Genomic DNA, 8967 nt, shown 5'->3' with positions numbered 1-8967 from the left:
TAACGCTGTAGTCATTCGCTTATCCCCCCTGTCATTACTAGGGCAAGCGCTCAGGTCAAGGTTTCGTTCTATTCAACTGTTAAGGTGCGCTTTATGTTTACAGCTTCAGTATTGAACAAAAAGCGCTTACGTTATATCTGATAACCTAGCTAGGTAATCCCCCTCCCTGGGAGGAAGTAAGAGCGTTTGTAAAACAAAAGAAAAAGCCCCGCCGATACGGCGGGGCTTTCTGTAAAGGGTGGGCTTGTGCCGGCTTAGGTCTTTCTGGGCTTGGTTGGCTTACGCCGTGAGTAGCTGTGGTTCCGTCTCTTTTCCCGGAAGTAGTCACGTCCCCTTTCCGGATAGAGGGTTAGCTGAGGATTGGACCACTCATAGTCAGGAGCCTTCTTACCATTACGTGAGAGACGATAGAATATCCGGGGCGGTGCTTCGGCGCAATACTCCTGGATTGAGGAGATTTCCTCTTTACCGGTTAGCTCCACCCACCCCAGCTGCTTGAGCCAGTGGAAATACCGCTGGAAGCTGTGATAGCGGCACTTGGTCAGCTTGTAAGGTATCCGGCTCAGCAGGTGATCGAAGAGCTCCTGGTACTCCTCGGGAGTGTAGATGGGCATACCCTTGTTGATCCTCTCCTCGTTTTCCCAGGCCACGGCATCCTCGGCATAGGCCCGGTGCAGCGCCAGCTTGTATTGGTAGAAAATATCCTCCTGGCAAGCACCCACCTCAGGGTCGATTTTAGCCGAGTCCTCCGGCCCATGCCCGAGCAGGAACTCCCGTATGAACCAGCCGCAGCCAAACGGCCGCAGAAAGCCTCCCTGACTTGGTCTTAGCGGTAGTACCATCTTAGCTTAGCTCCTCCACTATTTGTCTTCATTCTGACGCATCTTCACCTGCAGCCCGAACATCTGGCTCACCTGCGCCAAAACAGTGGCAAAGCTGCCAATCATTTGAACCTGGGATGCCGCTGGCGTTACGGTAAGCTTGATCCTGAGAAAGCCCTCTGCCGGGTTAGAGTCGATGTAGGCTATACCACTGACACCACTCTGCTGTGCCATTTGCTTGAAGGACTCCATCTGGTTTCCGAATTGCTGATTAATCATTAAATACCTCCTTAATCTCTTCTTCGCTTGCCTGTTGAATACCCGGGATAACTGGCGGATGACCTTGTGGCGCGATCCCAAACTGTGGTGTTGGGGCTCCCGTTTTAGATGCCACCGGTTGTCCAAAACCGCCAAACATGCCCATGAGACGTCCGAGCGCCTGGGCAAGATAGGGCTGCATCGTCTGCGCCATCATGGAGGCGGTTGGGTTAGGACTGGCTGCCAGAGAAGCCTCACGGGTTACTTCCTGAACACGCTGAGCAATGGCCGTCGCCATTTCCTGCGATATCGCCTCCACCACCTGACGGCTGTCGTTCTGCGCCTCGCGCAGGACCTTGAGCTGGGTTTCCGTTACTTCGGCCTGCGCCGCCGCCAGCCCCTGGAGAATCGCCACATCGGCCATGACTGAACGCCGGGCCGATTCATAAACAAGCAGGGCGTCAACAAAGGTCTGGCGCTGGTCACCGTTAACGAAGGATAGGTGTTTGATCAAGTACTCGGGAACGATTACCTGCTTGATATCCAATTTAGCAGGTAAGGCCAACGATTTGGGATCAGTATCCTCAGATTTCTTGGTGTCGTTAGGCTCTTCGGGGTGCTGCTCCTTGTAATCCTTTATGGAACTGTCAACGGTCCGCTCAGCAAACCCGAAGTCCCGGATCAGCTGGCCGCGGACATAGCCCTTATCCAGAAGCCCCATGATCCGTTCCTTCACCGTTGTATCGTCTTGCGTTTTTTCACTCATATATCTCTTTCTCCTTAGTGTTTTTCTGACGCAGTTACCTATCGAGAAACTGCATGCTAGCTATGCGGGACATAACTTCTAGGCTGCTTTACGGGTGGCGATCGGTTCTTGGCCCAAGAGGTCTGTGTGGGAGTTAGTATGGAGGGTAAACTCACGGCAAAGATGTTACTAGCCGAGCATGCGGTGATACTTACTACGTCATCGGATAGGTACCGCGCACGCTGATCAAAGCCGGAATGCCGTGCATTCTTACGGTTAATGAGCGATTTATTGTAGAATAATCTGGTGAAGAAGAATATCAGTTTCGCACTGAAACGTAAATCAGATCGGGCATGTGGGTTCATTGCTGCTCCTCTGGTTGACAGAGGAAGCAGCGATTATCGACAGTTCAAAAAAGGTTTCAACTGGTTTTGCAAAAGTCCTGTTTGGCCCACCAAGGGGTACAATAGCAGAACCTCGGTTACCTCTTGACCACTGTCATGTCCCACAGGTAATGGTGGCTTTTAGTCTACTGTGATCTGCTTGCCATTCACTCGAAATCTCTTGAGTTGCGCCCCATGCAGGAGCGTGGATTGAAGCGACGCTAATCACCTGAAATTCAAGTAACGATGCTTGTTATTTGTACATTCCTCATCACTGTGCGTTGAAACAGGCTTGACAGAATATACTTTATTAAATAAAATATTTATTAGATAAATCATATCGCTGTGGAGCATACCATGTCAAGCAGGCATTTTAACGAAATATTCGGACTGCTCGTCTGTGTGTTGCCTATTATGCATAAGAAGATACACAGAGATGTATTTAAGATGACAATTGAGAAATCAGGCGAAGATATGGCGCCGCACCATCTGATGATACTGAAGATGCTGCGTGAAAGCGGGCCTCTCAGCATGAGTGAGATCAGCGAGGAAGTTGTAATATCCCGGTCGCAGATGACGCATTCGACCGATAAACTGATAAAGCTAGGCATGATAGAAAGACAAGGGGATGCCAGGGACAGAAGAAAGGTCCATATTAAGCTGACTCATAAAGGGAAAGAATATCTGAAAATGCTAGACCCGATTATGAGAAGCCGCATGGAATCTAAGCTATCTGTACTGACTGACAAAGACATGATAAGGCTGGCAATTTCGTTGCGAGACGTTGCCGGGATATTCACTAAGCTGCATTGGGAATAGGTAGATAATATCCCTGATATCAAGTAGCTGTTGTTCTCCCGGGCAGTTTTTTCTTACTATGTAGTGCAACTTATTGCAATAACTGACAGATGAAATGATCTGATCAAGAGGATAGAGTGAGCAATATTAATATTCACAATCCGGGACGGGAAGTAATACATGTCTTTATGGGCGGAGAAAATTAACGGATACAGAGGGGAATTACTATGAATAACCCGGGAGAAAACATGAACGTATTCAGTCATGGGCAAGGCAGGTACGGAAGAGGTCCCAGCAGTTTCTGGATGCATGACCCGGAGGTTGTCTTCGGCGAGATTGGGCTAAAAAGAGGCGACTCTTTCCTGGATCTGGGTTGCGGTCCGGGGGACTATGCAATTTATGTTGCCGGAGTCGTCGGTTTTAATGGGGCGGTATATGCAATAGATAAATGTGCGGAAATGGTTAATGACTTGATAAAAAAAGCCGACTCTCAAGGATTTGAGAATATCTTCGGTGTAGTTTCTGACATTACTGCCACATTACCGGTAGCGGATCATTGCATTGACATATGTTTTATGTCTACTGTGCTGCACACGCAGGACGTGAAAAAAGCTATGAGTCAGTTGCTTGGCGAAATCCGGCGCGTCCTGAAACCGGATGGGAGGCTGGTCATTATCGAATGTAAAAAGCAGGATGCACCGTTCGGCCCGCCGAGGCAAGCTCGTTTGTCGCCGGAGGAAATCGAGGCGCTAACAACACCGGGCGGTTTTGAGAAGACCGGTTTTACCGATCTTGGATATAACTACATGATTCAGTTTAAGCCTAAGTTATGAACGTAGTAGGCAGAGAATTACTGCCATGAATTTCCAACAGAAGAAGGCGTTTACCAAGACGCAGGGGAATCCGTTTATACATATAGCACGTTTATCGTCCTTCTTTTCAACTTTGCCTTCATTTTTTGAACATATTATGATTGGTATTGAAGAATCGTAGATTTGGCCTGCCTGTTTACCGGAATCGTGTATGATGTCTGTTGATATGTGCGACGAGGTGTAATTATGGTTAAAAAACCTGGTAATGAGAGAAACCATGAGCCTTTCGACGTATTGAAGGACCAGATAAGGAGCCGTCTCCTTAAATATACCGAGAAGGCATTCCTTATGATGCCTGAGATGGATAAGTCTAAAATTCTTGATATCGGTTGCGGTTCTGGTATCCCGACCCTGGAACTGGCCAGGTTGGGTCAGGGAGAGGTAATCGGCATTGACATCGATCAAAATGCACTGGATAAGTTTGCCGGAAGAATTGCGGCGGCAGGAATCAGCAAACAGGTTAAGGCGTTTAATTGCTCTCTGTTTGATATAGATTTCCCGGAAGAGAGTTTTGATATTATCTGGGCTGAAGGGGCGATACACACCATTGGTTTCGAGAGGGGTCTTCGCGAGTGGAAGCGGCTCCTTAAACCGGGTGGTGCCATGGTTATTCACGATGAGCAAGGCAACGTCAAGGATAAACTGGAACAGATATCCGATTGCGGCTACGAGCTGCTTGGCTACTTCTTACTAAGCGAAGGAACCTGGCGGAGGGAATACTTCGCTCCTCTCGAAAAACTGCTTGCTGAATACCAAACAAATATGCTGGTTAACCCGAAGGTTCTAGAGGAGATCCGGCAGGCTCAAGAGGAGTTGGATATGTTCAGGAAGAATCCTGAAGGTAATAGCTCCGTCTTTTTTGTCATGAGAAGGAAACATTGATGTGAGCAATCGGCGGTAGAAATCCCGAATCAAGCCGCGTGGAATGGATTTTTTAGGCTATCCCGGGCAGCCGGAATTGAAGAGGTCTCGGTCAAGGGATGAAACTGGATGGGGGCTTCAGGATAATTACAGGCAAAGTGATCAAAAATGAATAACGGGATTACAGTTCGTGAGGTATTGGGTGGGGAATGAGTGAATGAGGCCTCTCCTGACCGTGAGCCTCCATTAACTGAATATTGTTCATAATCTCTTTCGGATCCCCGTCGACGATGATAAAACCCCGGTCCATTAGTACCAGCCTGTCGCAAACCTCCAGGGTAAGTTCGAGATCGTGGGAGGCGACTAAAATTGTCTCCGGGGACGATTGCAGGAGTCGAATCAGGCGCCTGCGCGAGCGTATGTCCAGATTAGCACTTGGTTCGTCATATATCACAAGCTTCGGTTGCATGGCTAACACCCCGGCTATTGTTACCAGCCGTTTTTCCCCCTCGGAAAGGTGATGTGCCGGCCGGTCGGCAAATTTTTCACCTCCTACTGTTGACAATGCTTGCGAAACTCTGGCCTCGATCTCTTCCTTGGGCAGTCCCATGTTCTGAGGGCCGAAGGCAACGTCATCATATACGGATGGGCAAAAAAGCTGGTCATCGGGATTCTGGAAAACGAGGGCGACTTCCGGATTGAACTTGCCGCTTATCACCGGCTTGTCCATTATCCTGATAGCACCGGATGTGGGTTTCAAGACACCCGAGATTGCCAAAAAGAAAGTCGTCTTTCCGGCGCCGTTGGGGCCGATTATACCCACCTTTTCTCCTGCCGCTACCTCAAGGCTAATATTATTTAGAACAGCAGGCTTGTCGGGATATGAGAAGCATAGCCCGGATACGCTTAGAACCGGCTCGAAATTATGGATAGCTGTCATCTCTTCTTGGAACGTCTCTTTTCTAATCATTGTAGCAAGGTAGAGGTGCTGTGTCCAAGCATAAGATCTCCGATGATAAAGCCAGCGGCTGCCAGAATGATCGCTACCAAAATCAGGGCATCTTTTTTATTAGCCTGAAACTCGCTTTGGCGAGGCGGTGCCTGCCCATAGCCGCGAAGTACCATTGCTTTATATATGGATTCAGAGCGCTCGTAACTGTAAATCAGCAGACTGCCGCTCAACCAGGCCAGTGTTTTCAGTCCTCTGGGACTGAAACGCCGATCTCTAAAGCCGCGGAGCCTCATTGAAGTCTGCATATTTCTGAGATCCCTGCCGATCTCTTGAAGATAGCGAAAAGCAAGAAGTGCCATGTCCGCCATAATATCCGGTAGGCCGATGGTCCTCACCGCCTTGATATTGGTAAGCAGAGGTGTTGTACCGAGGAGTATCATGCCGACGATCAGGATACAGGAAAATCTGGTGGCTATCAGAATCGTAGCGAGTAGACCTTCCTGGCGCAGCGCGATCGGGCCTAAACTCATTAAGACGTGCTCACCGGAGAGAAAGGGTAAGCTTAGTACTATTGCCAACAGGAAAAAGGAAGGGTAACGAAACCGCTTGGCGATATAGCCTGCCGGGAGACGCGATATTCCGTAGATAGTTATGGTAGCAACGGCTACAGCCAGTAGCATACGAAGATCGCGGATGAAAGAGAAGGCAAAGACCAGAGTAATCAGCCCGACAATCTTATATCTGGGATCCCAGCGGTGGAACGGAGAATCCAGATCGGTGTACTCATCTATTCCTAAGTTCATACGCCATCCAGTATTCCCGGCCGTACTTTTCTTATAAACACGGTTACCAGCGCTGTAATGGTGCCTTCGATAAAGATTACCGGTATATGAGCGATGGCAAGAGCATATACGGCCGTCCGCTCGCTGACGATATTTATCTCTGCAGGCAGATTGGTAAGTAGAATAATGACAAACATGGCTACCGATATCCCCGTGGCCACCACGCCGGATAGAAATCCAAAAGCCCCGGTTTTTTTCTGACCGTCACTATTACGCCATTTTCTGAGTCGGAATATATGATGGGCGATTAATGCCGGTAATCCCATTATCATGGCATTAACCCCGAGGGTAGTTAGTCCGCCGTGACCGAACATTATTGCCTGAAAGAATAACCCGATGAGAATAGCCGGGAAAGCATAATAACCCAGGAGGGCTCCCAGGAGTCCGTTCAAGACAAGATGAACACTGGTTGGCGGCACGGGGATATGTATCCACGATGCGATGAAGAAGGCTGCTGTTAAGAGCGAGGCTTTAGGAATATCTTGCCGGGGGTCTTCTTTCTGCCTTATCTTGCGGATAGAGTACCAGGTGGTTAATGTGGTAGCAGCATACCCGCTTCCGGTTACCGATAAGGGGAGGATTCCGTCAGGGATATGCATCAGGTTTTTCTCCTTTTTGAGAAATAGAGAGCAGTACCTGTGCTTCCCCAGATAACGCAAGCCGACATGATTCCGATCTGGAGATGACTAAAGCCAACTTGACCATCGGCCGTCGTCGTATCTCCGCCGACAGGAATGTGTATAATCCCGCCATGCCCGGCGAGTCGTACCTGTACATCCCAGATACCCGGTCGAGCGGTATCGGGAGCGAAGCTGAATCTCCCTTCCTCGTCGCAGCTGCCGGTCAACCAGGGGGTGGTCGGATCGTCCGGAGCATAAACGGCTACTTGAGCACCTGCCATCGGGATCCCGGAATCGTAGGTAGCAATAATCTCAATCTCTACATTACTGGTGTAGTTAATATTAACTCCGTGGGCATGGACCTCCATTGGCATGAACAGACAAGCCATAGTGATGGCGATGGCAGCTATGATACTTTGCCACTTTAGCTTTATGATAAACACGATATAATTGTTCTCCTTGGGCAGGGAGAGGCCTCTACTGAAATCGGAGAAGTCCCTCCCTGTGCTAAATTATTCACAAGCGCAGTGGCAGTGTCCCTCTCCGACATGGCCCAGGTGCATATCGGTCATATTAATGACACCCGCTGCATCGGCACCGTCCGCGAAAGGCTGAAAGCCCACCGCAGCGAGGTTAAGCTCGTCATCTTGTGGCAATTCACCGTCACCGAAAATGTGATCGAAGTGGAAGGTCATTTCCAGTTCAGCAGTATTACCTTCCTCTAGAATACCTTTGCGTACATCGCCAACATACTCGCCACACAGATACTCACACTCTTCGTCTATATTGATCGTAAAGTCTATGCTCTGCCCGTCTTTCTCAGCGGTACCAATCATAACCAGGGAGTGTCCAGCCGCCGGCCCGGAACTTGCCTGCGACATCTCCCAGGATATGGCATTGTAGTGACCTACGGGCGCGTCTGAGACCTCAGCCAGCATTATTGGCGGCGCATCCTCACCACCCTCTGCCAGATCTATGGTGTATACTCCATCAAGGGCAATCTCCGTTTTGGCATCGATGTCTGTACCTGAAGAGGGATCGTATGGCGGCTCGGTTTGATAAGCGGCAATATCGGATAGGGTGATATAAACATGGTCGAAACTGATGCTCCACCCGTCTTTGGATACGAATCCCTGGCGTACGAAATCTTCACCATTGGCATAAAATTGCAGTTTTCCAGTTGCACTACCACCGGCGCAGCCCGCCAGGGCGACTGCCAGGATGGAAAGAGCAATAACGGGGATAGGGAACCTTTTCTTCACTAGAACCTCCTGTTGTTATTTTATTATTACCGTCGGGTTTGTAGTGATGCTTGTTTTGCAACCGATACTTTTTGCATATATATGCAATAGTGTGTAAAAAATATATGGGTGCTTAACTCAGCCTCTTACATTTTGTACACAGCCCGTTAATAACCATATGATTGAAGGTAGCCTGGAAGCCATATCTATCTTCGATTGTTTTTTCAAATTGCCGGAAGATTTCGTCTTTACAATCTATGGTCCTGCCGCATTTACTGCAGATCAGGTGATGGTGATGCCCTTCTTCATTGTGGTGATAGATGAACTGCCCGCCTAATTCGCTTTTGTATATACATCCCGCTTCTTCTAGAAGCTGCAGGGTTCTGTAGACGGTTGATTTGTTGATGCCGGGCGTTCTGTCCTGGACATGGGCTATGATTTGATCGGAAGTTAGGTGCTCCTGCGTACTGTGGATAGCGTCAACAATCAGCTGTCGCTGGAGCGTTAGCTTTAGGCCTTTTTCCCTAATTGTCTTAATGCAACTCATAGTTATTGCACCTTTTCGCAAAACCGA

General features: G+C 48.9%; 12 protein-coding genes. 3 read left to right on the top strand and 9 right to left on the bottom strand.

Features of this window, described 5'->3' with window-relative positions:
• Nucleotides 1–254: 254 nt before the first annotated feature.
• The 3 genes from PHI12_05175 to PHI12_05165 are packed head-to-tail and all read right to left on the bottom strand — an operon-like array spanning nucleotide 255 to nucleotide 1845.
• The gene (locus PHI12_05175) at nucleotides 255–842 is read right to left on the bottom strand and encodes a hypothetical protein (GenBank protein MDD5510181.1); all 588 of its coding nucleotides are present in this window, start codon (nucleotides 840–842) and stop codon (nucleotides 255–257) included.
• An 18-nt stretch (nucleotides 843–860) separates the two neighbouring features.
• Nucleotides 861–1100 (bottom strand): hypothetical protein, encoded by a 240-nt coding sequence (locus PHI12_05170; protein ID MDD5510180.1) that lies wholly within the window; start codon nucleotides 1098–1100, stop codon nucleotides 861–863.
• Nucleotides 1093–1845, bottom strand: coding sequence for a hypothetical protein (locus PHI12_05165; protein ID MDD5510179.1), 753 nt, complete (start codon nucleotides 1843–1845; stop codon nucleotides 1093–1095). The genes PHI12_05170 and PHI12_05165 overlap by 8 nt, the downstream gene beginning before the upstream one ends.
• A gap of 719 nt (nucleotides 1846–2564) precedes the next feature.
• On the opposite strand from PHI12_05165, the gene PHI12_05160 reads away from it, so the two are divergent.
• From PHI12_05160 to PHI12_05150, 3 genes are all read left to right on the top strand, one after another.
• The gene (locus tag PHI12_05160; protein MDD5510178.1) at nucleotides 2565–3026 is read left to right on the top strand and encodes a MarR family transcriptional regulator; all 462 of its coding nucleotides are present in this window, start codon (nucleotides 2565–2567) and stop codon (nucleotides 3024–3026) included.
• A gap of 206 nt (nucleotides 3027–3232) precedes the next feature.
• Nucleotides 3233–3838, top strand: a complete 606-nt coding sequence (locus PHI12_05155; protein ID MDD5510177.1) for a methyltransferase domain-containing protein — start codon at nucleotides 3233–3235, stop codon at nucleotides 3836–3838.
• Nucleotides 3839–4063: 225 nt separating this feature from the next.
• Entirely contained in the window at nucleotides 4064–4759 is a 696-nt protein-coding gene (locus tag PHI12_05150) for a methyltransferase domain-containing protein (protein ID MDD5510176.1), read from the top strand.
• A 160-nt stretch (nucleotides 4760–4919) separates the two neighbouring features.
• On the opposite strand, the gene PHI12_05145 is transcribed toward PHI12_05150, so the two are convergent.
• The 6 genes from PHI12_05145 to PHI12_05120 form a co-directional block, all read right to left on the bottom strand.
• A complete protein-coding gene (locus PHI12_05145) occupies nucleotides 4920–5708 on the bottom strand; it encodes an ABC transporter ATP-binding protein (GenBank protein ID MDD5510175.1) in 789 nt (262 codons plus the stop codon).
• Nucleotides 5705–6493, bottom strand: a complete 789-nt coding sequence (cbiQ, locus tag PHI12_05140; GenBank protein ID MDD5510174.1) for a cobalt ECF transporter T component CbiQ — start codon at nucleotides 6491–6493, stop codon at nucleotides 5705–5707. Before cbiQ ends, PHI12_05145 begins: the two co-directional genes overlap by 4 nt.
• Nucleotides 6490–7131, bottom strand: a complete 642-nt coding sequence (gene cbiM, locus PHI12_05135; protein ID MDD5510173.1) for a cobalt transporter CbiM — start codon at nucleotides 7129–7131, stop codon at nucleotides 6490–6492. The genes cbiQ and cbiM overlap by 4 nt, the downstream gene beginning before the upstream one ends.
• Nucleotides 7131–7595, bottom strand: coding sequence for a hypothetical protein (locus PHI12_05130; GenBank protein MDD5510172.1), 465 nt, complete (start codon nucleotides 7593–7595; stop codon nucleotides 7131–7133). Before PHI12_05130 ends, cbiM begins: the two co-directional genes overlap by 1 nt.
• Before the next feature lie 69 nt (nucleotides 7596–7664).
• A complete protein-coding gene (locus PHI12_05125) occupies nucleotides 7665–8414 on the bottom strand; it encodes a hypothetical protein (protein ID MDD5510171.1) in 750 nt (249 codons plus the stop codon).
• Nucleotides 8415–8526: 112 nt separating this feature from the next.
• The gene (locus tag PHI12_05120) at nucleotides 8527–8940 is read right to left on the bottom strand and encodes a Fur family transcriptional regulator (protein MDD5510170.1); all 414 of its coding nucleotides are present in this window, start codon (nucleotides 8938–8940) and stop codon (nucleotides 8527–8529) included.
• Between the last annotated feature and the right edge of the window lie 27 nt (nucleotides 8941–8967).

The organism is Dehalococcoidales bacterium (assembly GCA_028716225.1).
Taxonomy (GTDB): domain Bacteria; phylum Chloroflexota; class Dehalococcoidia; order Dehalococcoidales; family UBA5760; genus UBA5760.
Note: the sequence above shows the minus strand (reverse complement) of the source record. Positions and strands in the feature narration are given on the sequence as shown.